We start from the raw sequence: 24420 nt of genomic DNA on the forward strand, positions 1-24420 counted from the left end.
GACATGGCCGCAGCGCTGCCCGAGGTCTCGGGTGCCCCCGGCACCAAGCCCACGCTGACGTTCCCGGACGCCTCGCCGTCCGGTGAGCTCGAGGTCGTGGTGCTCAGCCGCGGCGACGGCGCGCTCGTCGAGGCGGGCCAGGACATCGAGGTGCACTACCTCGGCCAGTCGTGGCAGGGAGGCGTCTTCGACAACTCCTTCGACCGGGGCTCGTCCATCAGCTTCCCCATCGGCGTCGGCGCCGTCATCGCCGGCTGGGACGAGGGGCTCGTCGGCCAGCAGGTCGGCTCGCGCGTGCTGCTGTCGATCCCGTCGCACCTCGCCTACGGCGACCGCGGCGTGCCGCAGGCCGGCATCAAGGGCGGCGACACGCTCGTGTTCGTGGTGGACATCGTCGGCGTCAGCTGACCACCCCTCGCCGTCCCCGCGCCGCCGGCCGCCCACGGGCACCGGCGGCGCGGTGCGTCTCCGGACGTGCAGTTCCCGCGCGGACGTGACGAGCCCTGCCCCCTCGGGGGTGGTGCCTCGCGAGGCGCGGGCTCGGACTAGGCCGGGCGCAGTCCGACCCGCCGGAGGAAGTCGTTGGCGAAGATCCCGTCGGGGTCGCGGCGGGCGATCAGCGCGAGCTGGTCGTCCCACCGCGGGTAGAGCCCGCGCAGCGTGGCCGCGTCGGCGGCGAAGAGCTTGCCCCAGTGCGGGCGGGCCGCGAACGGTGCGAGCGCCGCCGCGATCACCGGCAGCGCCGCCTCGACCTCGGCGCGCAGCGGCTTCCAGGTGAAGTGCAGCGCCACGTGGTCGCCGCCGTGCGCGGTCGACAGCCACAGGTCGTCGCCCGCCACCGTGCGGATCTCGCTGACGAGCAGCAGCGGCGACGTCACGTGGCCGATGCCGCGCAGCGCGTCGATCGCGGCCGTCGCGTGGGCCCGGGGCACGAGCCACTCGGACTGCAGCTCGGCGCCCGCGGACGGCGTGAAGTCGAGGCGGAAGTGCGGCAGGCGCTCGTGCCACGCACCCGGCACGCCGCCCTGCTGCGTGCAGGCCACCGGGTCGGGGCCGGGCACGGGGTGCTGCGGCCCGGGCGCCGGGCGGGCGCCCGCGAGCACCTCACCGGGCCCGGGGAGCGTCCACGCGTCGCCGTCGACGCGGTGCTTGCGCCAGACCTGCTTCACGGCGTCGCCCGTCCAGTCCGTGAAGAGGCTGACGGAGTACGCGGACGACGTCAGGGCGTCGAACCGGTCGAGCGCCGTGGTCCACGGCAGGTCGAGCCAGACCTCCTGCGCGACGTCGAACGTGGGCTGCACCGCGAGCGTCACGCGCGTCACGACGCCCAGGGCACCCAGCGCGACGACCGACCCCGCGAGCTCGGGGTCGTCGGGGCCGAGCGTGCGCACCTCGCCGCCGGCACCCACGATCTCGAGCCCCCGTACCGCCGACGACAGGTTCGGCGCCGTGTCGCCCGAGCCGTGCGTCGCGGTGGCGACCGTGCCCGCCACCGCGATGTGCGGCAGCGACGCCATGGTGTGCAGCGCCCAGCCGGCCGCGTGCAGGTCCTGCGCGAGCTCGCCGTAGCGCACGCCCGCGCCCACGGTGACGGTGCCCGCGTCGGGGTCGATGACCGTGGGCACCTCGAGGCGGTCGAGCGCGACGAGCGTGCCGGGGGAGTCCGCGAGGTCGTGGAACGAGTGCCGCGAGCCCAGCGCCCGCACGTGCCGCGCCCCGGCGACGACGTCGGCGACCTCCTCGACCGTCCGCGGACGCACGACCGGTCCGCCGCGGAACGTGTGGCTGCCGGCCCAGGTGGTCAGGGCGTCGGTCATGGGGTCCTCCTCGGGGGGCAGCGTCGTCAACGAGCCGGCGCGGTGACGAAGACGTCGAACAGCTCGGGCGTGTGGGCGTGGACGAGCACCATGAAGACGACGGCGTCGAAGAGCAGGTGCACGACCAGCACGTAGGTGAGGGACTTGGTGAGGTTGAACGTGAAGCCCTGGATGAGCGCGAACGGGATCGTCAGCAGCGGGCCCCACTCGCGGTAGCCCAGCTCCCACAGGAACGACACGAACACCAGCGCCTGCAGCACGTTGGCCGTCCACAGGCCGAAGTGCCGCCGCAGCAGCGCGAACACCGTGCAGACGAAGAACAGCTCGTCCCACGTGCCCACGGCGTTCACCCCGACGAACAGCCGCGCGATCTCGTGCCCCTCGACCACGGTCGGCCAGTTCCGGTACGCGCCGGAGTCGAGGAAGTAGAACGGCAGGATCAGGTACCCGGCGCCGACGACGAACAGCAGGTACGCCCACTGCGTGCGGTTCCAGCGCTTGCCGGTGCGCCACGGGAAGCGGATGACGCGGTCGCCGTTGACGTGCGTGGACAGCAGGTACGGGATCACCACGGCCAGCGACAGCGCGATGGTGAACTGCACCATGCCGAGGTCCGACAGGTCGGCGGCCAGCGGGATGGTGCTGACGATCGACATGCCCGCCGCGATGACGAGCAGGTCGCGCCCCAGCACGCGGTCGACCGCCCACCCCAGGACGACGCCGAGCACGAGAGGCACGTACGCCAGCGGCCGTACGTGGATCGCGAACATCAGCACCGCCGACCCGCACACGAGCGCCGCCGCGACCACCCGCCACCCGGCGACGTGCTGTCGCGCCCATGCAGGGGCCTCGGGGCGCTCGGGTGCGTCGACCGCGCCCCGGCTGGTCACCTCGTCGTCTGCCACCCGCACACCCTGTCAAACCCCGCCCCGGACGGCGATCTCTCGCCCGGGACGTGCTGGATTGCACTCTCACGCCGGCAGTGAGGGGCCCCCGCCCCTCGCGCCGAGAGTGCAGTCCAGCCCGCGCCCGGGCGGGCGGGAGCGACGCGTCAGATGCGGGGGCTGGGTCGTCGCGGCCGGATGCTGTCACCGACGGCCGCGACGGCGATGACGGCGACGACGGCGGACACCTGCGGCCAGATCAGCGCGGCCACCATCCAGTCGCTGTCGGCCGCACCCAGCGCCGTCGCGACGGCCGTCACGACGATCACCGGCGCGACCACCACGGTCACGACCGCTGCGGCGCCGGTGCAGCGGGAGGTCGTCGGTCTACCTCGGGTGGCCCTTCGACCGATGGCGGCGAGCGTCACGGGTACGCACATGAGCGCGAGCGCCACCACCGGCAGGGCACCGTCCGGCACGCTGACGCTCAGCACCCCCGGGTTGTACCTGCCCAGGACAAGCCCGAGCTCCGTGCCTCGAGGTCCGATCCTCGCCTCCGCGCAGCACGCGACAGCAACGACCACGACGGTGATCACCGCGACGGCCACGAGCGTCACGGTCGCGACGCGGTCCGGGTCCAGGCCCCTGGCGAGAGCTGCGCGCCGCTGTGCAGCGTCGCGCTCACGTCGGGCGCGTTTCGCTCTGCTCTTCCGGCCCACGGGGGCCATCCTGCCGTGCGCGTCCACCCGGTGGGGTCGCTCGATGCGGTCCGTCGCCTGCGCGGGGGACGGTGTGGCGTCGACCGGCGTGGCGGCGGCCGCACGGTGTCGATCGTGTCCGCCTCGGCGGGCGGCTCCTCGGCGGACGGCGCGGAGGAGTCGGCTACGTGAGGTATCCGTGCACCGTCTCGATCGTGTCCGCCTCGGCGGCAGGCTTGTCGTCGCGGTAGCGCAGGACGCGCGCGAAGCGCAGGGCCAGGCCACCGGGGTAGCGCGTCGAGCGCTGCAGCCCGTCGAAGGCGATCTCGACGACCTGCTCCGGCCGCAGCGTCACGGTCCACCCGTCGTCGGCGACCTCGAGCTCGCGGAACCGCTGGGTCTGCCAGGCGAGCATCTCGTCGGTCATGCCCTTGAACGTCTTGCCGAGCATGACGAACCCGCCGGTCGCGGGGTCGCGTGCGCCGAGGTGGATGTTCGACAGCGTCCCGGCGCGCCGCCCCGACCCGCGCTCGACGGCGAGCACGACGAGGTCGAGCGTGTGCCGCGGCTTGACCTTGACCCACGCGGCGCCGCGGCGCCCCGCCTCGTACGGCGCGTCGGCGGCCTTGACGACGACGCCCTCCTGACCGGCCGCGACGACGGCGCGGAAGTGCTCGGTGGCGACGGCCGGGTCGGCGGTGACGACGCGCGCGACGACGTGCGGCGCGGCGACCTGGTCGAGCACCGCGAGGCGCTCGCGCAGCGGGGCGTCGAGCAGGTCGCGGCCGTCGACGTGCAGGACGTCGAAGAAGAACGGCGTGAGCGTCGCGGACCCGGCGAGCTCGGCGTCACGCGTCGCGCTGCGGGACGCGGTCTCCTGGAACGGGCGTGGACGGCCGTCGGCGTCGAGCGCGAGGGCCTCGCCGTCCAGGACGAGCGCGCGCGCCGGCAGTCCCCGCACGGCCGCGACGATCTCGGGCACGCGCGCCGTGATGTCGTCGAGGCTGCGGGTCCAGACGCGCACGTCGTCACCGTCGCGGTGCACCTGGATGCGGATGCCGTCGAGCTTCGTGTCGACGACGACCTGGGCGGCGGGCGATTCGGCGGTGCCGGCGCGCTCGCCGAGCTGCGCGACCGCCGTCGGTACGTCGGGCGCCGACTGCGCGAGCATCGGCCGCACCGGACGTCCCACGGTGAGCGCGAACGCGTCGAGCGCCGTCCGCGCGTCGTCGGGGGAGGCCGCACCGAGCGCAGCGACCGCCACCGCCTCGGTCTCGCCTGCGAGCATCGCGGCGCGCCGCACCACGTCGGCAGGGACGCCCGCGGCCTCGGCGACCGCGTCGAGCAGCAGGGCGTCGAGCGCGCCCTGCCGCAGCTCGCCGCTCACGAGACCCCGGAGCAGGTGCTGCTCGCGCTCGGTCGCCGCGGCGAACAGCGCCCGCGCCGCCTCGGTGCGGGCCGTCGCCGACCCCGGCCCGGCGAGCACGGCCATGCCCGCGAACGCCGCGTCGACGTCGTGCACGCTGAGCGACGGGACCTCGGCCGCTCCCGGCATCGACGCGAGCGAACGCCACCCGAGCCCGGTGCGGCGCTGCCGCAGCTCGCCGCCGAGGTAGCGCGACACGATCGCGACGTCGTCCGGCCCGTCCGCAGCGACCCGCCGCAGCACGTCGACGAGCACCGCCCGCTTGGCCAGCCGCGAGCGCGTGGCCGCGACCTGCGCGGACGCGTCGGCGACGTCGTCGAGGAGCATGGGCTCATCCTGACGCGGGCCACCGACGCCCGCTCGTCGGCACTGCTTCTCCTGCAGGCCTCCGATCGATATCGCGATATCGAACGGAGGTGCTCCATGCCCGACATCCTCGTCCGCGGTCTCTCCGAGGCCGCGGTCGCCCACTTCGACGCCGAGGCCGCCAGCCTCGGGCTCTCTCGTGCCGAGGTGCTGCGCCGGCACCTCGAGGCCGAGGTCCGTGCGGACGCGCCGCGTCCCACGATGACCCCCGACGACTGGGACCGGTTCGCGCGGGAGTTCGGCGACCTCGGTGACCCCGAGGTGATGGCGTCCGCATGGCGGTGACGACCTGGCTCGTGGACAAGTCCGCGCTCGTCCGCCTGCCCTACGCGGTGGAACGTGACCTGTGGCAGGCGCGGCTGGAGCGTGGTCTGCTCCGCCTGGCCCACGTCACGCGGCTCGAGGTCGGGTTCTCGGCCCTCTCGGGTCGCAGTGCCCGCGAGGCCGCGTCCGCGCCACCCGTCTCGCTCATGCCGGTGGAGCACCTGACGCCCGGGATCGAGGCGCGGGCTCTGGAGGTCCAGACCCTGCTCGCCGACCGTGGTGAGCACCGTGCGGCGTCGATCCCCGACCTGCTCGTGGCGGCGACCGCCGAGAAGCTCGGCATGACGGTGCTCGCCGTCGACAAGGGCTTCGACCTCATCGCACATGTCACCGGGCAGCCCGTCGAGCGCCTCGCGTTCGAGTGACGAAGACGGGTCCACCGGCGTGCCGCGGGTATCCGAGAACGCACGCGACAGGCGCGCGCGTGGGGTTACGCGGGCGACGTTCGCGACGGGTCGTCGGCGCCCGTCGCGGACACTGCCTGACCGTGCGCAGGGGCGGGAGGCAGGGCTGGATCGACGGCTCGCGCTCTGGGGTGGGGAGGTGGGGCTGGATCGGCGGCTCGCGCCCCTGGGGGTGGGGAGGTGGGGCTGGATCGGCGGCTCGCGCCCCTGGGGGTGGGGGTCGGGCTGGATCGCTCTCTCGCGCGCCTCTTATCGGTGGCGGGAGAGCGATCCGGTCAGGTGCGTCAGGCCGACGGGACGGGGCAGGCGACGCCCGTGGAGTTGACGGGGCAGTAGCCGCCCGGGTTCTTGCGCAGGTACTGCTGGTGGTAGTCCTCGGCGTAGTAGAACGTGCCGGCGTCCTCGACGGACCGGATCTCGGTCGTCACGTCGCCGTACCCGCGGGCCTTGAGCACCGGCGCGTACGCGTCGCGCGTCGTGCGCGCGGCCGCCTCCTGCTCGGGCGTCGTGAAGAACACCGCCGAGCGGTACTGCGTGCCCACGTCGTTGCCCTGCCGGAAGCCCTGGGTCGGGTCGTGCTCCTCCCAGAAGTGCCGCAGCAGGTCGACGTCGGACAGCACGGTCGGGTCGTACGCCACCATCACCGTCTCGGTGTGGCCCGTGCGGCCGGTGCACGTCTCCTCGTACGTCGGGTAGGGCGTGAAGCCGCCCATGTACCCCACGGCCGTTGTGACGACGCCCGGCAGCTGCCACGCCTCCTTCTCCGCACCCCAGAAGCACCCGGACGCCAGGTACAGCACCCGCGTGCCCTCGGGCCACGGGCCCTGCAACGGGGTCCCCAGCACGACGTGCGTCTCCGGCACGCGGTAGGCGTACCCGTCCCGTCCCTTCAGCGCGTGCTCCGCGTCCACCATGGTGGTGCGCAGCGACGAGCCGAGCAGCGTCTCGAACAGCGAGGCCATGACCGTCTCCTTCACGTCGGGGTCCACCGGGTGCAACAGGTGGCGGACGGGGGGTGTTCCACACCCGGGCGCGCGCCGCCACGCGCCTGCGTCCCGCCGACCGCCTAGCCTGGGGACGTGACCCACGACCCGCTCGCGCAGCCTCACGACTGGACCGACTCCGGCTTCTCGACCCGCGCCATCCATGCAGGTCAGGACCCCGATCCCCGCACCGGGGCCGTCGTCCCGCCCATCTTCCAGGTCTCGACGTACAAGCAGGACGGCGTCGGCGGGCTGCGGGACGGCTACGAGTACTCCCGTTCCGGCAACCCCACGCGCGACGCGCTGCAGCAGGCGCTGGCCGCCGTCGAGGGCGGCGACGCCGCGTTCGCGTTCGCGTCGGGCCTTGCGGCGGAGGACACGCTGCTGCGCGCCGTGCTGCGTCCCGGCGACCACGCGATCGTCCCGAACGACGCCTACGGCGGCACGTACCGCCTCGTCGCACGGGTCCTGGGCCCGTGGGGGATCGAGCACACGCCCGTCGACCTGTCGGACCCCGACGCGGTGCTCGCGGCGATCCAGCCGGGTCGCACCAAGGTGATCTGGGTCGAGACGCCGACGAACCCGCTGCTCGGCATCGCCGACATCGCGGCGATCGCGACGCACGCGCAGGCCGCAGGCATCGTGCTCGCCGTCGACAACACGTTCGCCACGCCGTACCTGCAGCAGCCGCTCGCGCTCGGGGCCGACGTGGTCGTGCACTCCACCACCAAGTACATCGGCGGGCACTCCGACGTGGTCGGCGGGGCCGTGGTCGTGGCCGACGGCGCGCAGCTCCCGGCCGGCACCGAGGGGCCCACGGGCACCACGTCCCTGCGTGACGCGGTCGGGTTCCTGCAGAACGCGTCCGGCGCGGTCGCCGGCCCGTTCGACGCGTGGCTCACGCTACGCGGGCTGCGCACGCTCGCGGTGCGCATGGACCGGCACGTCGCCAACGCCGAGGCCGTCGCGCGGTTCCTCGTCGAGCACCCCGGCGTGAACGAGGTGCTGTGGCCCGGGCTGCCCGAGCACCCGGGCCACGAGGTCGCGGCGCGGCAGATGACGGGCTTCGGCGGCATGGTCGCGTTCCGCACGGGCTCCGCGGAGTCCGCCGTCGCGGTCTGCGCGGCGACGCGTGTGTTCACGCTGGCGGAGTCGCTCGGCGGCGTCGAGTCGCTCATCGAGCACCCGGGGCGCATGACGCACGGCTCCGTCGCCGGCACCGCGCTCGAGGTCCCCGACGACCTGGTCCGCCTGTCGGTGGGCATCGAGGACTCCGCCGACCAGCTCGCCGACCTCGAGCAGGCGCTGACGGCCGCGGGTATCCACCGGTGACCTCGGACCACGGCACGCCGCCGCTGACACCCCGCCCCGACCCGGTGCCCGCGTCGGTGCGGGCGTGGGCCGGCTGGTCGTGGCGCGCGCTGGTGATCCTCGCCGCGCTCGCCGCGGGGCTGTGGCTCGTCGCGGCGCTCAAGGTGATCGTCGTGCCCGTCGCCGTCGCGCTGCTCCTGACGGTGCTCCTCTCGCCGGTGGTCCGCGCGCTGCAGCGGTACGTGCGCCTGCCGCGCTCCGCGGCCGCGGGCACCGCGCTCGTCGGGCTCATCGCGCTGGTCGCGGGGCTGCTGACGCTCGCCGGCCGCTCGATCGTCAACGGCATCGCCGAGCTCTGGGAGCAGGCACGCAGCGGCTTCGACGAGCTGCTGACCTGGCTCTCGGAGGGCCCGCTGCAGCTCGGCACCGGCGAGATCGAGGACTACCTCGGTCAGGTCCAGGACGCCGCCGCGTCGAGCGGGCAGCAGCTCGTCTCGGGCGCGCTGTCGGTCGGCGTCACGGTCGGGCACGTCGCGGCCGGCACGCTCATCGCGCTGTTCTGCACGCTGTTCTTCCTCATCGACGGGCGCGGGATCTGGGCCTGGCTCGTCGGGCTGATGCCGCGCGGCTCGCGCGAGCGCGTCCACCAGGCCGGCCGTCGCGGCTGGGTCACGCTCGGGGCGTACACGCGCACGCAGATCCTCGTCGCGGCCGTCGACGCGGTCGGCATCGGCATCGGTGCGGCGTTCCTGCAGCTGCCGCTGGTGGTGCCGCTCGCGGTGCTCGTGTTCTTCGGCTCGTTCATCCCGTTCGTCGGCGCGATCGTCACCGGCTCCATCGCGGTGCTCGTCGCGCTCGTCACGCAGGGCTGGGTGTCGGCGCTGATCATGCTGGGGATCGTGCTGCTGGTGCAGCAGCTCGAGGGGCACGTGCTGCAGCCGTTCCTCATGGGGCACGCGGTCTCCCTGCACCCTGTCGCCGTGCTGCTGGTCGTGACGACGGGCTCGCTGGTCGCCGGCATCGTCGGCGCGCTGTTCGCGGTGCCGCTCGCGGCGCTGGTCAACACCGTGGTGCTCTACCTGCACGGGCACGACAAGTTCCCCCAGCTGGGCGTCGACGACCACGTGCCCATCCGCGCCAAGGGGCACCCCGTGCTCGACCGCGCGGTCGCGGCGGCCGCCGAGGCCGAGTCGGAGGCGCGCGCGGCGCGTGGCGAGGGCTCCGCGCACGGCGGCGCCGAGGGGACCACCTCGGGCGACGACTCGCCCGTCACCCCGTGATCGGTCCCGACGACGTCCGCGCCGCTGCCGCGCTCGTCGCGGGCGTGGCCGAGCGCACCCCCGTGCAGCGCAGCCGTGCGCTGTCCGGCATGGTCGGGGCGGACGTCTGGCTGAAGTGCGAGAACCTGCAGCGCGCCGGGTCGTTCAAGATCCGCGGCGCGTACACGCGCATGGCGCGGCTGACCGACGCGGAGAAGGCGCGCGGCGTCGTCGCGGCCAGCGCCGGCAACCATGCCCAGGGCGTCGCGCTCGCGGCCGACCTGCTCGGCCTCGACGCGGTCATCTTCATGCCCGTCGACGCCGCCCTGCCCAAGATCGCGGCCACGCGGGGCTACGGCGCGCGGGTCGAGCTCGTGGGCACGTCGGTCGACGAGGCGCTCGTCGCGGCGCACGAGCACGCGGGGCGCACCGGCGCGGTCCTCATCCACCCGTTCGACCACCCCGATGTCGACGCCGGTCAGGGCACCCTCGCGCTCGAGGTGCTCGAGCAGGTGCCGGACGTGGGGACGATCGTGGTCCCGGTGGGCGGTGGCGGGCTCGCGGCGGGTGTCGCCGCGGCGCTCGACGAGCGGCCGGACGTGCGCGTCGTCGGGGTGCAGGCCGCGGGTGCCGCGGCGTACCCGGTGTCGCTCGCCGCGGGCCGCCCGACACGCGCCCCGGAGCTGCGGACGATGGCCGACGGCATCGCGGTCGGCACCCCCGGCGCGGTGCCGTTCGAGGTGCTCGCCAGCCATCGCGTGCCGGTCCGCACGGTCTCCGAGGAGGACCTGTCACGTGCGCTGCTGCTCGTGGCCGAGCGCGCCAAGCTCGTCGTCGAGCCGTCGGGCGCGGCGGCCGTCGCGGCCGTGATGGCGGACCCGCGCGGCATCGCCCCGGACGGGCGACCAATCGTGTGCGTGCTGTCCGGCGGAAACATCGACCCGCTCGTGCTGCTGCGCGTCGTGCGGCACGGCCTGGCCTCGGCGGGGCGGTACCTGCAGCTGCACGTGGTGGTCGAGGACACCCCGGGCGCGCTCGCGGAGCTGCTGCGCGAGGTCGCGGCGATGGGGGGCAACGTCATGCACGTCAGCCACCTGCGCACGGGCGACGACCTGGCGTTCAGCGACGTCGCGGTGGACCTGCAGATCGAGACCAAGGGCCCCGAGCACTGCGGCACCCTCCTGGCGGGTCTGCGCGCCGCCGGCTACCGCTGCTGACACGAACGCCGAGTGCGGGGGAACCGCCCCGGGTGCGGGGGTCGTTCCCTCCGCACTCGGGTCGCTTCCCCCGCACTCGGCGCAGGTGGGCGGTTCAGCCCTGGAAGGGGCTCGCGGCCTTGATCTCGACCGGGATCTGGCGGCCGTTCGGGGCCTCGTAGGTCGTCGAGTCGCCGACCTTGTGGCCGTGGATCGCGGCGCCCAGCGGCGACGTGGGGGAGAAGACGTCGATGTCCGCGGTCCCCGCGATCTCGCGCGAGCCGAGCAGGAACGTCATCTCGTCGCCCGCGACGACCGCGGTGACGACCATGCCGGGCTCGACGACGCCGTCGTCGGGGGGCGTGCCGATCTGCACGTTGCGCAGCTTCGCCTGGAGCTCGCGGATGCGGGCCTCCTGCTTGGCCTGCTCCTCGCGCGCGGCGTGGTACCCGCCGTTCTCCTTGAGGTCGCCCTCGTCGCGGGCCGCGGCGATGCGGTCCGTGATCTCCTTGCGTCCGACCGTCTGGAGGTACTCGAGCTCCTCCGTGAGGCGGTCGTAGGCCTCCTGAGTCAGCCAGGTGGCTGCAGTCGTCTCGGTCACGATCGCTCCTTCCTTGCTCCGGTGGGCCGCCGGTGCCGACGGCCGTGAGCCCCCGTCGACGCGCACGTCGTGACTCCGACGACGCGGGTGCGGGGGCGGGGGGTGCCTGCCACCGCGGTCGCGTCGACCTGTCGTGCGACGCCGGACCGGGGGCGGCGTAAACGCCAAGCGTACCAACCGTGGCGGGTCAGTCGACCGGTTCGCAGCCCTGCACGACCCCGGTGACCGCGAGCTCCACGGTCGGGACGGTCACGGTGACACGGCGGGTCCGCGTGTCCGCCGGCGGCACCGGCACGTCGAGAACGCCGACCTGGGCGTACGACGACGACAGGGCCTGCACGCGGCACGTGGCGGCGGCGCCCAGCGGCGTCGTCACGTCGAACGTCACCTCGGTGGACGCGGGCCCGTCGACGCGGTAGCCGACGTCCTGCCACAGGACCGGGTCACGCATGACACCGGTGCCGATCCACGCCAGGACGACCATGGCGACGACGACGACGGCGGCGAGGCCGAGCCGCTGCAGGCGGCGCGTCGTGGCGGTGGGTTCCGGTCCGTAGCGCCCGGCGGGCGGGCGGGGAGCCGGTGCGACCACGGTGGGGCCTCCTGGAGGTCGTGCGCGGGTGTCGGTGGTGTGGGGGATCATTGTCTCTCGTCCCACGACCTGCCACGGAAGGATCACCGGTGAGCTCGGAGCGGCTGCGGCTGATGGCGGTGCACGCGCACCCGGACGACGAGTCCAGCAAGGGTGCGGCGACCACGGCACGCTACGCCGCCGAGGGCGTCGACGTCCTCGTCGTGACGTGCACGGGCGGTGAGCGCGGGGACGTGCTCAACCCGGGCTACGGGCCGGCACCCGAGGGGCTCGAGGCCATGGCCGCCGTGCGTCGTGAGGAGATGGCGGCGGCCGCCGCGGCGCTCGGCGTGCGCCAGCGCTGGCTGGGCTTCGTCGACTCGGGCCTGCCCGAGGGTGATCCGCTGCCCCCGCTGCCCGAGGGCTCGTTCGCCACGCTGCCGCTCGAGGAGGCGTCGGCGCCGCTCGTCGCGGCCGTGCGCGAGTTCCGCCCGCACGTGATGACGACGTACGACCCGTCGGGCGGCTACCCGCACCCCGACCACATCATGTGCCACCGCGTCTCGGCCGAGGCGTTCGCCGCCGCGGGGGACCGCGAGCGCTACCGGGGGCTCGGCGAGCCGTGGACGCCGCTCAAGCTCTACTACAACCACGGGTTCTCGCTCGCACGCATGCGGGCCGTGCACGACGCGATCGTGGCGGCCGGGGGCGAGTCGCCGTTCAGCGACTGGATCGACTCGCGCCAGGCGCGCGAGGTGCCCGAGCGGCAGGTGACGACGCGCATCGAGTGCGCCGACTGGTTCGACCGGCGCGACGCGGCGCTGCGCGCGCACGCGACGCAGATCGATCCCGAGGGCTGGTTCTTCGCCGTCCCGCGCGAGGTCGAGCTGGCCACGTGGCGCGACGAGGAGTACGAGCTGGCCGAGTCGCGCGTCGAGACCACGCTGCCGGAGACCGACCTGTTCGCGGGGATCCGCGGGACGGAGCACGCCCGATGACCACGTCCGCCCTGGCCGCCACGGCCCTCGTCGCCGGCGCCCGGTTCTCCCAGCGGCTGCCCGGGCCCACCTACGAGAGCCCGACCGAGGGGTCGCCGGGGTTCGCCGGTTTCGTCGCGACGTTCGCGCTGGCCCTTGCGATCATCGCGCTCGGGATCTCGTTCACGCGGCGCATCCGCCGGTCGGACCACCGCGAGCGGCAGCGCGCGGCGGCCGAGGCCGCACTCGCCGCCGCGAGCGGCGCACCCGAGGGGACCCCGGGTGACGGGACGTCGGCCGAGCCCACGGGGGGTGCGAGGACCCGGGCGGATGCCGACCCGGAGACCGAGGGCGGTGTGGCCGAGCCGCCGGCCGCGGGGGAGCGCGCGTGACGTCCCGGCCGGAGCCGCCCGTCCGGCCCGCGGTGCGCGTCACGCTGGCGCAGCTGAGCGTCGGGCCCGACCGTGAGGCCAACGTGCTGGTCGCCCGTGACGCGCTGCGCACCGCGGCGCGGGCCCGCGCCGACGTCGTCGTGCTGCCCGAGTACGCGAGCGCGTTCGACCCGCGCGGCGTCGGCATCGAGCTGGCCGAGCCGCTCGACGGGCCGTTCGTGTCGGCGCTGCGGGCCGACGCCGCGGCGCACGGCCTCACCGTCGTCGCGGGCACCACGCTGCCCGGCGGCGAGCCCGGCCCCGACGGGCGCCCGCGCGGCGTGAACGCCGTGGTGGCCGTCGCGCCGACGGGCGAGATCGCCGGCGTCTACCGCAAGGTGCACCTGTACGACGCGTTCGGGCAGCGCGAGTCGGAGCGCCTGGCCCCCGGCCCGGCCGACGCCCCGCCGCTCGTCGTCGAGGCTGCGGGCCTGCGGTTCGGGGTCCTGACCTGCTACGACCTGCGGTTCCCCGAGTCGGCGCGCCGCCTGGTCGACGCCGGGGCCGACGTGCTCGTCGTGCCGGCCGCGTGGGCGGCGGGGCCGCTCAAGGCCATGCACTGGCGCGCCCTCGCGGTGGCGCGCGCGATCGAGAACACCGCGGCCGTCGTCGCCGTGGGGCAGGCGGGCAAGGGTGTCGTGGGGCGCTCGCTCGTCGTGGGGCCCGACGGTGTCGTGGGGCTCGAGGCGGACGAGGAGCCGCAGGTGCGCACCGTCGACCTCGACGCCGACGAGATGCACGCCGTGCGCGAGCGCAACCCGTCTCTCACCCACCGCCGCTACGCGGTCGTCCCGCGGGACTGACGGGCCGCACCCGTCGGGCTGGATCGCTCGTCCGTGGCGTGGGGTGCGTGACGCGATCACTGTCTCGCGCCCTGGGGTGGGGTCAGAGGCGGGAGGTGACGACCGCGATGGCGGCCAGGTGGGTGCCGCAGCCGACGACCGTCAGCACGTGGAAGATCTCGTGGAACCCGAACCAGCGCGGGCTCGGGTTGGGGCGCTTGAGTCCGTAGACGACCGCGCCGACCGTGTACGCCAGGCCGCCGATGGCGACGAGGTAGACCACGGTGGGCCCGCCGGTCTGCCAGAACTGCGGGAAGAACCCGACGGCCACCCAGCCGAGCGCGAGGTAGATGGGCACGTACACCCAGCGCGGGGCGTTGAGCCAGAAGATGCGCGCGAGCAGGCCGAGCAGCGCACCCGACCACACGATGACCAGCAGCAGCCGCGCGGTCGACGTGGGCAGCAGCAGCACCGCGAGCGGCGTGTAGGTGCCGGCGATGATCAGGAAGATGTTGGTGTGGTCCAGGCGGCGCAGCACACCGGCGACGCGCGGCGACCACGTGCCGCGGTGGTAGACCGCGCTGGTGCCGAACAGCAGCACGGCCGTGATGCCGAAGACGAGGTTGGACCACCGGGCCGCGGGGGTGGGCGAGGCGGCCACGAGGACGACGGCCGCCACGAGCACCACCGGCGCCATGCCGGCGTGCACCCAGCCGCGCAGCCGGGGCTTGACGTTCTCGACGACCGCCTCGACGGCGTCACCGATGCCCTCGACGGCCCTCCCGAGAGGGCCGGCCGCGCCGTCGTCGTGCTCGCGCGGGGCGGGCGGCGTGCCCTGCGTCGGGGAGGTGCTCATCAAGGGCTCGTGACCGTTCTCGTCGTGCTGCGTGGCATACCTACGTCAGCGTAGGTTACGCCACCGTAGGTGCGGGCGCCGGACGTCCTACCACTGGGCCACCAGGTCGACCCGCTCCCGCGCACCCATCGTGGCGAGTACCGTGTTCGACGTCCAACGGCTCGCTCCTGGGAGGCTACGCGTGCGCCTGCCGCACCCGCTCTACGGCCTGTACGAGCGACGCCTCGCCGGTTCGCTCGAGCCGGACCAGGTGCCGCGGCACATCGGCGTCATCCTCGACGGCAACCGCCGGTGGGCGCGCGACAGCGGCCTGTCGTCCGCGACCGGCCACCGTCGCGGGGCCGACAAGATCAGCGACCTGCTGCAGTGGAGCGAGGACGTCGGCGTCGAGGTCGTCACGCTGTGGATGCTCTCGACCGACAACCTCGCGCGCGACCCCGAGGAGCTCGAGCAGCTGCTCGGCGTCATCGAGGACGTCGTCGGCGAGCTCGCCGCCGAGCGGCGCTGGCGCATCCAGGCCGTCGGGGCGCTCGACATGCTGCCGGACTGCACCGCCGCCGCGCTCAAGGCGGCCCAGGACGCGACCGCCGACGTGCAGGGCCTGCACGTCAACGCCGCGGTCGGCTACGGCGGGCGCCGCGAGATCGCCGACGCCGTGCGCGCGTTCCTGCGCATGCACGCCGAGGCCGGCTCGAGCCTCGACGAGCTCGCGGAGGCGTTCGACGTCGAGCACATCGCCGAGCACCTGTACACCAAGGGTCAGCCGGACCCCGACCTGGTGATCCGCACGTCCGGCGAGCAGCGGCTCGGCGGGTTCCTGCTGTGGCAGAGCACCCACTCGGAGTTCTACTTCTGCGACGCGTACTGGCCGGACTTCCGGCGCGTCGACTTCCTGCGCGCGGTGCGCGCGTACGGGCAGCGCGAGCGCCGCCTCGGACGGTGACGCGGGCCGCGGGTCCGTCGTCCAGGTGAACGGCGCGTAAACCTTCGCGTGTCGTCGCGGTGTGTCGTAGGTCACGGATGCGTAGCGGGTTACGGTCGGCGGGAAGGACGACGCCCGTCGTCCCGGGAGGCCAGCCCATGGAGCCAGTGCTCCGGGAGGAGGGCCGGTACCGGCCCTCGGCCGGCCGACCCCGTCCCGCCGCCGATCGACGGTCCGCGTGCGCAGCCGCGCCAGGGGTCGTCGGGAAGCGTCCAGACCGGCGCTGAGGCGCCGAGGGGAGCCTGCCGTGGACCACATCTCGCAGCACGACCTGGGCACCACGACCGACACGACGCCGTCCGCCCCGACCGACGGCGACACACCCGGCCCCCGCCTCACGTACGTCATCGACACGTCCGTCCTGCTGTCCGACCCGCGCGCGATCCTGCGCTTCGCCGAGCAGGACGTGGTGCTTCCCGTCGTGGTCATCACCGAGCTCGAGGGCAAGCGGCACCACGCCGAGCTCGGCTACTACGCGCGCAGCGCCCTGCGCCTGCTCGACGACCTGCGCATCAAGCACGGCCGCCTCGACGCGCCCATCGCCGTGACCGACCAGGGCGGCACGCTGCGCGTCGAGCTCAACCACGTCGACCCCGAGGTGCTGCCCGCCGGGTTCCGGCTGGGCGACAACGACACGCGGATCCTCGCCGTCGCGGCCAACCTCCAGGCCGAGGGCAAGGACGTCGTCGTGGTCTCCAAGGACCTGCCGATGCGCGTCAAGGCGTCGGCCGTCGGGCTCGTCGCCGAGGAGTACCGTGCCGAGCTCACGGTGGACTCGGGCTGGACGGGCATGGACGCGCTCGACCTGTCCGAGCAGCAGATGGCCGACCTGTGGGAGCACGAGTCGGTCGCGCTCGCCGACGTCGTCACCGGGCCGTCGGCGCTCACGGGAGGTGCGAGCGACCTGCCGTGCCACACGGGCCTGGTGCTGCACAGCCCGCGCGGCTCGGCGCTGGGTCGCGTGACCGCCGACAAGCACGTGCAGCTCGTGCGCGGCGACCGCGACGTGTTCGGCGTGCACGGTCGCTCCGCGGAGCAGCGCGTCGCGATCGACCTGCTGCTCGACGAGGAGATCGGCATCGTCTCCCTCGGCGGGCGCGCCGGCACGGGCAAGTCCGCGCTCGCGCTGTGCGCCGGCCTGGAGGCCGTCCTGGAGCGTCGCCAGCACCGCAAGGTCATGGTCTTCCGGCCGCTGTACGCGGTCGGCGGGCAGGACCTGGGGTACCTGCCGGGCTCCGAGGCCGAGAAGATGAACCCGTGGGCGCAGGCCGTGTTCGACACCCTGGGCGCGCTGGTCAGCAAGGAGGTCGTCGAGGAGGTCCTCGACCGCGACATCCTCGAGGTGCTGCCGCTCACGCACATCCGCGGGCGGTCCCTGCACGACGCGTTCGTCATCGTCGACGAGGCCCAGTCGCTCGAGCGCAACGTGCTGCTCACGGTGCTCTCGCGCATCGGGCAGTCGTCGCGCGTCGTCCTCACGCACGACGTCGCGCAGCGCGACAACCTGCGCGTCGGGCGGCACGACGGCGTCGCGGCCGTCATCGAGGCGCTCAAGGGGCACCCGCTGTTCGCGCACGTCACGCTCACGCGCTCCGAGCGCTCGCCCGTCGCGGCGCTGGTCACCGAGCTGTTCGAGGGCATCGAGGCCTGACGGCCGCTCGTCCCCGGCGGGGCGCCGACCTGCGGGTGGGCGCCCCGCCGTCGTCCGGCGTCGGGCGCCGGGCGGAACGTGCGTCCGAACGGGTGACGCGTGGTCGAACCGGCCACGGACCAGTCATGACCACCGCTACATTCCCGTCGCCGCACAGTTCGCGCGATAGGTGCCGGCTTGTCCAGGATGGTCATGAACGTCGCTCTCACCCGTTCGCGCGTCGGAACCACTGTGCTCGTCGCGGCTGTCGCCTTCGGGCTGGTCGCGGCGGACATCCGCCCGGCCGAGGCCGCTCCGCGCGACACCGCAGCCGCGGCGGCTGCCGCGGTCGAGAAGGTCGAACTCCACCCGGAGCAGAATGCCCCGGTCACCTCCGAGCCCGCTCCGGCGCTGACCGGCCCGGTCCCCGAGGGTGACTTCGACGCCCCGACCCTCGCCGCACCAAAGCCCGAGCCGACCCTCTCGACGAAGGACGCCGACGACGTCGACGGGTTCGACGAGGCCAGCTCCACGGTGGTCGACAGGTCCGAGTTCGAGGAGGTGCTCGCGAACGAGGACGGCACCTACACCACCCGGATCTCGAGCGAGCCGCTCAACGCGCGGTCGCTCGGCGGCGCGTGGGCAGCCCCCTCGACCACAGTCGGTGACGCGGGCGGCGGCGTCGGCGTGGTGTCCCAGCACCCCCTGCGACCTCGGTTCGCGCCCCGGGCCGACGCGGAGTCCGTGCTGACGGTGCACCGCGGCCGCGTGACCGTCGGGTTCGGCCTCGAGGGAGCCGGGGCGAGCAAGCAGCGCAGGTCGAAGAACGAGGTCCGCTACCCCGACGTCTTCCGCGACACCGACCTCGTCTACGAGGTGGAGCGGGGCGCGGTCAAGGAGATCCTCCTGCTGAAGAAGGTTCCGACGTCGGCACCCAGCTGGACCTGGCGGCTGACGGGCAAGGGCTACACGCCGCACGCGACCGAGGACGGCTCCATCGAGCTGCTCGACGCCGCCGGCGAGCTCGCCCTGGTGATCCCGCCCGCGGTCATGTTCGACTCCTCCGGCAAGCAAGGCGTGCGCGAACCGGCCGAGGTCAACGTCCCGATGACCCTGTCGGGCGACGAGGCGTCGGGCTGGACGATCACCCTCGCGCCCGACCACCGGTGGCTGACGGACCGCGCGCGTGTCTACCCGGTCTCGGTGGACCCGTCGACCATCGTGGGTAACGACGACGTCTGGTCGTTCAAGTCCGACGGCACCATCACGCGTGACGGCTACTCGCGGATCGGCAACCCCAACGACTCGGGGACGAGCGCGTGGCGGACGATCCTCCACTACGACATCAGCCGGTTCTTCGGCAAGCAGATCATCGACTCCGAGGTGTACGCCGAGCTGCGCGGTGGTACTCCGAACGCGCACCCGGCCAACCTGTACTGGGCGTCCGACATGAAGTTCGCGGCGGCGGGTCCGCACCTGTCGGGGTCCAGCGGGCACTTCGGGACCAGCGTCTGGTTCGAGGGCGACCAGCTCGCGAGGCACTGGTCGAACTGGGTCAACACGCGCGACAACCGGCCGTACCTCATGATCGTCGGCAACGAGGCGCACCGGACCTACAGCTACAAGAAGTTCGAGACGGTCGTCGAGGTCACGTGGGTGGACTTCCCGACCCCGGCAGGCCCGATCGCCGAGGCGCCGCCGAACGGCGGACGCGCCGGGCTCGCGCCCCGGATCGGCGCACACGCCAACGTGCCGCAGGACACGGGCGTCTCGCGATGGATCTTCCGCGTCAGCACCAACCCCAACATCGACGCGCAGGCGCCCGTATGGATCTCACCCTCCGTGGGGCAGAACTGGGTCGACATCCCGCCGAACATCCTGCAGCCCAACACGCGGTACTACTGGAAGGCGGACCTCTGGAGCACGTGGGACGGGCACCTCGGCACCAGCACGCAGCGGGGCTCGGCCACCTGGTCGTTCACGACGGACGCCTTCCCTGACCTCAAGCAGGCGACGGCCACCCCGGCGAACGGCAGCATGACGGCGTCGTTGACGCCCACGCTCGCGGTGCAGCCCGCACCGGATCCCAACGGCGACGCGTTCACGTACCAGTTCCGGATCGCCAGTGGGGCGGACGCCGCGACCGGGACCGTCGTCACGTCGGGCTGGCAGGCCTCGCCGACGTGGACCGTGCCTGAGGGCGCACTGCGGGACGGTGGCGTGTACACGTGGACGGTCCTGACCAAGAGCGCGTACGCGACGTCCCCGATCCCGTGGGCCAGCAAGCTCACGGTCAACCGCCGCCTCGCCGAGTCGGGCCCTGCGCCGGTGGAGGTGGTCGGGCCGGTGACGGTCAACCTCGCCAACGGGAACGTGGGCCTGCGGTTCGACTCCCCGACCGTGTCGGCACTGGGCGGGCCGATGGGCCTGTCGTTCTCGTACAACTCGCAGCTGGTCCGGCAGCGCGGGCTGACGGGGCAGTACTACGACGTCCGTCCGGTCGGCGGGGCCTCGCCCTCGTACGACTTCGCGACAGCCAAGCCCGTGCTCACCCGCCTCGACCCGCAGCTGTCGTTCGCCTGGGGTCTGGAGTCGCCCGCGCCAGCGGTGCCGAACGACTACTTCATGGTGCGCTGGAAGGGCTTCATCACGCCGCCGACGGCGGGCTCCTGGACGTTCGGTGTCGTGCAGGACGACGGGGCGCGGGTCAGGATCGGATCGGCCACGGTGCTGGACCGCTGGACGCCGCAGTCGGGCGGACCGAACTGGGGCTCCGCGGTGAGCCTGACCACCGCGCCGACGCCGATCCAGGTCGACTTCTTCGAGCAGGGCGGCGCCGCGACGTTCCAGCTGTGGGCCCGTACCCCGTCCGGCCAGGAGGTCGTCGTTCCGGCGTCGTGGTTGACGCCCACGGTCGAGGCCCTGCCCGCGGGGTGGTCCGCGTCCTCCGCGCTCGCGGGTGACGCCGGGGACTACGTCTCCGTGACCGTCGACGGCAACGCCGCGATCCTCACGGACGCGACCGGCACGACCCACACCTACACCCGCACGTCGGCCGGTGGTTTCACCCCGCCGACCGGTGAGTACGGCGTGCTGGCGCTGTCGACGACGGGTCAGGTCTCGCTGACCGAGGAGGACGGGACGGTCCACACGTTCGGCACGAACGGGCGCATCGAGTCGGTGACGAACGCGGCCAACTCGCTCAAGCCGGCCGCGCCCGTCATGGAGTACTGGACGGGCACCGGGCAGCTCAAGGCGGTGAAGGACCCGGTGTCGGGCCGGGCCGTGCTGTTCTTCTACGCCGGGCAGGACGCACCCGCCGGGCTGACCGGTGGTGCGAACGGCAAGGCGTGCGCCGCCCCGCCGACGGGCTTCGCGGAGACCCCGGCCGGGATGCTGTGCCGCATCGTCTACCCGGGTGATACCGCGGGTTCGTTCGGCGACACCACGAGCCTGCTCTACGACTCCTCGGGGCGGCTGTCGCGCATCGTCGACCCTGGCGCTGAGGTCACCGACTTCGGTTACGGCGCGACCGGCGAGCTCAGCACGATCGTCACGCCGTTGGTGAACGACTGGATCGCGCGCTTCGGCCAGCCCACGACCGACGCCCACCGCGTGCAGATCGAGTACTCCGGCGGCAAGGCGTCCCGCGTCGTGCTGCCCGCCGCCGACGGCGTGACGGCCACCGGCCGCCAGGCCGCGACCTTCACCTACGCGAGCGCCGGCACGACGCACGTCGACAGGACGGGCATCGACTCGCCGCCCGCGGGCCACGCGCGCACCGTCACCTACGACGACGCCTACCGCCAGCTCACGGACCGCTCGGCGACGGGGCTGACAGCGAGCCAGGAGTGGAACCACAAGGACCAGGTGCTCTCGTCCACCGACGCGGCCGGTCGCATGTCCACGACCCTGTACGACGCGCACGACAGGCCCACGGACTCGTACGGCCCGGCGCCGGCGGCATGCTTCGGTGCCGACCGTCGGCCGCTCGCGTCGTGCCCGGTGGTGCCGGCGCACACCAGCACCGCCTACGACGAGGGCATGCGCGGCCTCAGCGTGCAGTACTTCACCAACGGTCACCTCGGCGGCCAGCCCGCGGCGTTCGCGCTCGGTCTCGACGCGGCGGGGTCGATCAGCCGTAACTGGGGGACGGAGGCGCCCGCCACGGGCGTGCCCGGCAACGTGCCGTTCAGCCTGCGCGCGACGGGGTACATCCAGCTGCCGTCAACGGGGACGTACCTGTTCAGGACGGAGGCGGACGACGCGGTCCGGATCTGGGTCGACGACCTCCTGCTGCTCGACAACTGGACGATCGGCACCATGACCGTGCAGAAGGCGCTGACTGCCGGCCCGCACCGGATCCGGGTCGACTACGCGAACACCGGTGGGCCGGGATCGCTGTCGGTGATGTGGCAGCCGCCGGGGGCATCGGCGGCGGTGGCGCTGCCGGCGTCGGTGCTCTCCCCGGACTTCGGGTTGGTGACGTCCACGACGGTGGACGACGCGGTCCCGGCCGGTGAGGACGCGACGAAGGTCGCACGTACCCGCACGGTGACGACGTACTCGGAGCCGTGGCTGGGGCTGCCCACGCAGGTCGTCGAGGACGCCGACGGGCTGAAGCTCGCGACGACCACCACGTACGAGGCGCGTGGCACGGGGTACCTGCGGCGCACGGGACGCTTCCTGCCGGCCGCCACGGCGGCGGCGGGCGGTGCGCCGACGGTCGCGGCGCACGCCGCGCTCGGCACGACGTACGCGTACTACGGTGCGACCGAGGGCCTCACCGAGGCGGTGTGCGGGGTTCCCGCGGGGACCGTGCAGGGTGGCATGCTCAAGTCCACGACGGAACCGACCCCTGCGAAGGGGTCCGCGGTGGTCGCGTTCTTCGTCTACGACCGGTGGGGCCGGGTCGCGGGGACCAAGGAGAGCGGGCAGGGGTGGACGTGCACGACGTACGACGCCCGCGGTCGCGCCGTGAAGACCGTCTACCCGGCCGTGGGCGACGTACCGGCCCGGACGGTGTCGGTCAACCCCGCCGTCCAGGGTGATCCTCGGGCGACGCAGACGCACGACACCGCGGCGCCGGGCTCGTCCAAGCTCACGACGAGTACGACGGACCTGCTGGGACGGGCGGCCACGTACGTCGACGTGTGGGGTGTGCGGACCACCACCGAGCACGACGCGGCGAGCCGGCCGTCCAAGCTCACGACAGTGGTCGGGTCGAGGACGTTCGTCGCGCGGATGGAGTACGACGCGGACGGCCGGGTGGCGCGGGTGCGCGACGGTGACAAGGTCGTCGCGGAGCCGGTGTACGACACCGGCGGCGACCTGGCCTCGGTCGGGTACCCCGGAGGGACGGGGAACGCGGGCAACGGTTCCTCGCTGACGATCGGACGCGACCCCGCGGGTGCGGTGACGCGTCTGGGGTGGTCGTTCCCGGGTGGCGCGTCGCTCAGTGACGCCGTGGTGCGGTCCCAGTCCGGGCGGATCCTGGGTGGCACGCTGACCGACGGGTCGGTGCAGGAGCGGTCGTCCTACTGGTACGACGGCGCCGGGCGGCTGGTGCGGGCGACGATCCCGCGTCACGACCTGTCGTACTCGTTCGCGGGCACCGGGGGGTGCGGGGCGAACGTGCGCGCAGGGCTGAACGGCAACCGGACCGCGTCGACCGACGTGCTCGACGGTGGGACGCCGACGACGGTGCGCTCGTGCTTCGACAACGCCGACCGGTTGACCTCGACGACGGTGACCGGTGCGCCGGCGGGTGCCACTGCGGTGGCGTCCACGGTGCCGGCGGCGTCGATCACGTACGACGCCGGCGGGAGCACCACCGTGCTGGCCGACCAGGTGTTCGGGTACGACGCGGCGGGGCGGCACACGTCCACATCGACGGCCGACGGGACGGTTGTGGTGTACGGGCGTGATGCGAGCGACCGGATCGTGGAGCGCACGCAGACGGTGGCGGGGACGACCTCGACCCAGCGGTACGGCTTCACGGGGCCGGGGGACTCCCCGGACCTGGTGCTCGACGGCACCGGAGCGCTGGTCGCGCGCACGGTGACGTTGCCTGGCGGGTTGCTGGTGACCGTACCGGTCACCGGCGGCTCGAGCTGGGCGTACCCCAACGTGCACGGTGACCTGATCGTGACCACGGACGGTGCGGGTGCGCGGATCGGGGCGCGGGCGTCGTACGACCCGTTCGGTCAGCCGATCGACCCGGCCACCGGTCGGATCGGGACCACCACCGCGGACGATGCGGTGCCGGACACGCTGCCCGGGGACGGGGACAACGCCTGGGTCGGGCAGCACCAGAAGCTCTACGAGCACGCCGGGGCCCTGGCCGCGATCGAGATGGGCGCCCGGGTGTACCTGGCCGGGCTCGGTAGGTTCCTGTCCGTGGACCCTGTCGAGGGCGGGGTCGACAACGCGTACGTGTACCCCACCGACCCGATCAACTCTTTCGATCTTGACGGCAATCGATCATTGAGGTCCTGGGTGCGATCCGCGAAGCAAAGCGTGCGCCAGCAGGTCATGATGCAGCGCAACGTGAGCCTGGGCGGGGGTAGGTATCTCGTGATGCGAAAGGGTCGACCAGGAATCCACTGGAATAATCATGCGAGCCGGGTCGAATGGGACAAGCACAACGGATGGCACTACAACCCGAAGGGCGGTGGTCACGTGCGTCTGAGAGATGCCGCGAGGGCGCTCGGGCGAGTCACCGGTAGTGTGCTTGCCACCGGTGGACGGGCAGCTCTGGGTGCCGTCGGCACCGTTGGGCGGGGTGCGGTGTTCTGGGTACCGGTGGTTCTGCCTCAGGATGTACTCAATAGGTTTCGCTCGCCGGTCCAGATGGCATGAACTGGCCAATCAGCATGGTTTGACGTATGAAATATTGGACTGCTGCTCGGGGTGATGTGAT

20 protein-coding genes are annotated in these 24420 nt (G+C 73.4%); 12 read left to right on the forward strand and 8 right to left on the reverse strand.

From position 1 onward, the window contains the following. Positions 1-3 precede the first annotated feature (3 nt). On the forward strand, positions 4-408 hold the full coding sequence (locus CFLA_RS04665; protein WP_013116171.1) for an FKBP-type peptidyl-prolyl cis-trans isomerase: 405 nt from the start codon (positions 4-6) through the stop codon (positions 406-408). A 137-nt stretch (positions 409-545) separates the two neighbouring features. Here the strand turns inward: CFLA_RS04665 and CFLA_RS04670 are convergent, their stop codons facing one another. From CFLA_RS04670 to CFLA_RS04685, 4 genes are all read right to left on the reverse strand, one after another. Then, positions 546-1817 (reverse strand): FAD-binding protein, encoded by a 1272-nt coding sequence (locus CFLA_RS04670; RefSeq protein WP_013116172.1) that lies wholly within the window; start codon positions 1815-1817, stop codon positions 546-548. A gap of 26 nt (positions 1818-1843) precedes the next feature. Further along, on the reverse strand, positions 1844-2722 hold the full coding sequence (locus CFLA_RS04675; protein WP_013116173.1) for a CPBP family intramembrane glutamic endopeptidase: 879 nt from the start codon (positions 2720-2722) through the stop codon (positions 1844-1846). Positions 2723-2868: 146 nt separating this feature from the next. Then, positions 2869-3309, reverse strand: a complete 441-nt coding sequence (locus CFLA_RS04680) for a hypothetical protein (protein WP_148234284.1) — start codon at positions 3307-3309, stop codon at positions 2869-2871. Between the two features lie 274 nt (positions 3310-3583). Next, a complete protein-coding gene (locus tag CFLA_RS04685) occupies positions 3584-5152 on the reverse strand; it encodes an ATP-dependent DNA ligase (protein WP_013116175.1) in 1569 nt (522 codons plus the stop codon). Positions 5153-5248: 96 nt separating this feature from the next. Here CFLA_RS04685 and vapB point away from each other — a divergent pair, with 96 nt between their 5' ends. Together vapB and CFLA_RS04695 are read left to right on the forward strand one after the other, a co-directional pair. After that, positions 5249-5476: a type II toxin-antitoxin system VapB family antitoxin gene (gene vapB / locus CFLA_RS04690; protein ID WP_013116176.1), complete on the forward strand. Its 228-nt coding sequence runs from the start codon at positions 5249-5251 to the stop codon at positions 5474-5476. Continuing rightward, positions 5467-5880, forward strand: coding sequence for a PIN domain-containing protein (locus CFLA_RS04695; RefSeq protein ID WP_013116177.1), 414 nt, complete (start codon positions 5467-5469; stop codon positions 5878-5880). The genes vapB and CFLA_RS04695 overlap by 10 nt, the downstream gene beginning before the upstream one ends. Positions 5881-6203: 323 nt before the next feature. On the opposite strand, the gene msrA is transcribed toward CFLA_RS04695, so the two are convergent. After that, the gene (gene msrA, locus CFLA_RS04700) at positions 6204-6881 is read right to left on the reverse strand and encodes a peptide-methionine (S)-S-oxide reductase MsrA (protein ID WP_013116178.1); all 678 of its coding nucleotides are present in this window, start codon (positions 6879-6881) and stop codon (positions 6204-6206) included. Positions 6882-6998: 117 nt separating this feature from the next. On the opposite strand from msrA, the gene CFLA_RS04705 reads away from it, so the two are divergent. The 3 genes from CFLA_RS04705 to ilvA are packed head-to-tail and all read left to right on the forward strand — an operon-like array spanning position 6999 to position 10689. Continuing rightward, complete coding sequence (locus CFLA_RS04705; RefSeq protein ID WP_013116179.1) at positions 6999-8234, forward strand: cystathionine gamma-synthase; 1236 nt, start codon at positions 6999-7001, stop codon at positions 8232-8234. Next, complete coding sequence (locus CFLA_RS04710) at positions 8231-9493, forward strand: AI-2E family transporter (protein WP_013116180.1); 1263 nt, start codon at positions 8231-8233, stop codon at positions 9491-9493. Before CFLA_RS04705 ends, CFLA_RS04710 begins: the two co-directional genes overlap by 4 nt. Beyond that, positions 9490-10689 carry a threonine ammonia-lyase gene (gene ilvA, locus CFLA_RS04715; protein ID WP_013116181.1) on the forward strand — a complete coding sequence of 400 codons (1200 nt, stop codon included), beginning with the start codon at positions 9490-9492 and terminating at the stop codon, positions 10687-10689. Before CFLA_RS04710 ends, ilvA begins: the two co-directional genes overlap by 4 nt. Before the next feature lie 94 nt (positions 10690-10783). Here the strand turns inward: ilvA and greA are convergent, their stop codons facing one another. Together greA and CFLA_RS04725 are read right to left on the reverse strand one after the other, a co-directional pair. Then, the gene (gene greA, locus CFLA_RS04720; protein WP_013116182.1) at positions 10784-11269 is read right to left on the reverse strand and encodes a transcription elongation factor GreA; all 486 of its coding nucleotides are present in this window, start codon (positions 11267-11269) and stop codon (positions 10784-10786) included. 187 nt (positions 11270-11456) lie between these two features. Then, positions 11457-11861, reverse strand: coding sequence for a DUF4307 domain-containing protein (locus CFLA_RS04725; RefSeq protein WP_013116183.1), 405 nt, complete (start codon positions 11859-11861; stop codon positions 11457-11459). Between the two features lie 89 nt (positions 11862-11950). Between CFLA_RS04725 and mca the strand changes: the two genes are divergently transcribed. From mca to CFLA_RS04740, 3 genes are read left to right on the forward strand one after another with little or no spacing between them, the layout of a single operon-like run. Further along, entirely contained in the window at positions 11951-12838 is an 888-nt protein-coding gene (gene mca, locus CFLA_RS04730) for a mycothiol conjugate amidase Mca (RefSeq protein WP_013116184.1), read from the forward strand. After that, positions 12835-13209, forward strand: a complete 375-nt coding sequence (locus CFLA_RS04735; protein WP_013116185.1) for a hypothetical protein — start codon at positions 12835-12837, stop codon at positions 13207-13209. The genes mca and CFLA_RS04735 overlap by 4 nt, the downstream gene beginning before the upstream one ends. Beyond that, entirely contained in the window at positions 13206-14051 is an 846-nt protein-coding gene (locus CFLA_RS04740) for a carbon-nitrogen hydrolase family protein (RefSeq protein ID WP_013116186.1), read from the forward strand. The genes CFLA_RS04735 and CFLA_RS04740 overlap by 4 nt, the downstream gene beginning before the upstream one ends. Positions 14052-14133: 82 nt before the next feature. Here CFLA_RS04740 and trhA read toward each other — a convergent pair whose 3' ends face one another. Next, positions 14134-14886 (reverse strand): PAQR family membrane homeostasis protein TrhA, encoded by a 753-nt coding sequence (trhA, locus tag CFLA_RS04745; protein ID WP_013116187.1) that lies wholly within the window; start codon positions 14884-14886, stop codon positions 14134-14136. A gap of 181 nt (positions 14887-15067) precedes the next feature. On the opposite strand from trhA, the gene CFLA_RS04750 reads away from it, so the two are divergent. From CFLA_RS04750 to CFLA_RS04760, 3 genes are all read left to right on the forward strand, one after another. Next, entirely contained in the window at positions 15068-15829 is a 762-nt protein-coding gene (locus CFLA_RS04750) for an isoprenyl transferase (RefSeq protein ID WP_013116188.1), read from the forward strand. A 310-nt stretch (positions 15830-16139) separates the two neighbouring features. Next, positions 16140-17519: an RNA 5'-3' helicase PhoH2 gene (gene phoH2 / locus CFLA_RS04755; protein WP_043599823.1), complete on the forward strand. Its 1380-nt coding sequence runs from the start codon at positions 16140-16142 to the stop codon at positions 17517-17519. A gap of 192 nt (positions 17520-17711) precedes the next feature. Continuing rightward, positions 17712-24359, forward strand: coding sequence for a PA14 domain-containing protein (locus CFLA_RS04760; RefSeq protein WP_013116190.1), 6648 nt, complete (start codon positions 17712-17714; stop codon positions 24357-24359). The last annotated feature ends 61 nt before the right edge of the window (positions 24360-24420 follow it).

This window comes from Cellulomonas flavigena DSM 20109, from assembly GCF_000092865.1.
GTDB classification, from domain to species: domain Bacteria; phylum Actinomycetota; class Actinomycetes; order Actinomycetales; family Cellulomonadaceae; genus Cellulomonas; species Cellulomonas flavigena.

Bases quoted from the DNA above. Each gene is read 5' to 3' on its own strand.
- CFLA_RS04665 (WP_013116171.1), top strand. From the start codon at position 4: ATGGCCGCAGCGCTGCCCGAGGTCTCGGGTGCCCCCGGCACCAAGCCC.
- CFLA_RS04670 (WP_013116172.1), bottom strand. From the start codon at position 1,817: ATGACCGACGCCCTGACCACCTGGGCCGGCAGCCACACGTTCCGCGGC.
- CFLA_RS04685 (WP_013116175.1), bottom strand. From the start codon at position 5,152: ATGCTCCTCGACGACGTCGCCGACGCGTCCGCGCAGGTCGCGGCCACG.
- vapB (WP_013116176.1), top strand. From the start codon at position 5,249: ATGCCCGACATCCTCGTCCGCGGTCTCTCCGAGGCCGCGGTCGCCCAC.
- CFLA_RS04695 (WP_013116177.1), top strand. From the start codon at position 5,467: ATGGCGGTGACGACCTGGCTCGTGGACAAGTCCGCGCTCGTCCGCCTG.
- msrA (WP_013116178.1), bottom strand. From the start codon at position 6,881: ATGGCCTCGCTGTTCGAGACGCTGCTCGGCTCGTCGCTGCGCACCACC.
- CFLA_RS04735 (WP_013116185.1), top strand. From the start codon at position 12,835: ATGACCACGTCCGCCCTGGCCGCCACGGCCCTCGTCGCCGGCGCCCGG.
- trhA (WP_013116187.1), bottom strand. From the start codon at position 14,886: ATGAGCACCTCCCCGACGCAGGGCACGCCGCCCGCCCCGCGCGAGCAC.
- CFLA_RS04760 (WP_013116190.1), top strand. From the start codon at position 17,712: ATGAACGTCGCTCTCACCCGTTCGCGCGTCGGAACCACTGTGCTCGTC.